This is a genomic window from Halolamina salina (genome assembly GCF_042678005.1).
GTDB lineage: Archaea > Halobacteriota > Halobacteria > Halobacteriales > Haloferacaceae > Halolamina > Halolamina salina.
On the sequence record NZ_JBHUDH010000058.1, the window covers coordinates 1 to 515 of the forward strand.

At 73.0% G+C, this 515-nt stretch carries 1 protein-coding gene (running past one end of the window); it reads left to right on the top strand.

What is annotated here, in order from left to right:
- Positions 1–103 precede the first annotated feature (103 nt).
- Positions 104–515, top strand: partial view of a hypothetical protein gene (locus ACFR9S_RS06715; RefSeq protein WP_459077190.1) — the 5' portion only. Its footprint extends 68 nt past the window's final position; the window shows 412 of its 480 coding nt (coding positions 1–412); it begins with the start codon at positions 104–106; its stop codon lies off the right edge, out of view.

Genomic DNA, 515 nt, shown 5'->3' on the forward strand with positions numbered 1-515 from the left:
CCCCAGCGGCGGCGTGAGCGACCGCCGGCTGATGCCGACGGCGCTGTGTTACGACCCCGAACTGTTCGAGACGACGCCGCGCTCGGTGCTCACAGCCTCGGCGATGAACGGGTTCGACAAGGCCGTCGAGTGTCTCTACTCGCCGCACGCGACGCCGATCACCGACGGCACCGCGAGCCGTGCGCTCTCGCTGATGCAGTCCGGCTTCTCCGCGCTGCCCGAGGAGGATCCCGACCCCGCGACGTTCGACGACGCGGTCGCGGGCGTGGTCGCCGCGCAGTACGGCATCTCCACCCCCGGCGCCTACCGCGCCTCGATCATCCACGCGTTCGGCCACGGCTTCTCGAACGACTACGACGCCCACCAGGGGACGGTCCACGGCGTGCTCGCCCCGCACGTCCTGCGGTCCGTGTTCGCCGAGGTCGACGGCCGGCGGGACCTGCTCGCGAGGGCGCTCGGCGTCGACGAGGGGGGTGCGACGGACGCGGAGACCGCCGAGGCGGTCGTCGACGCCG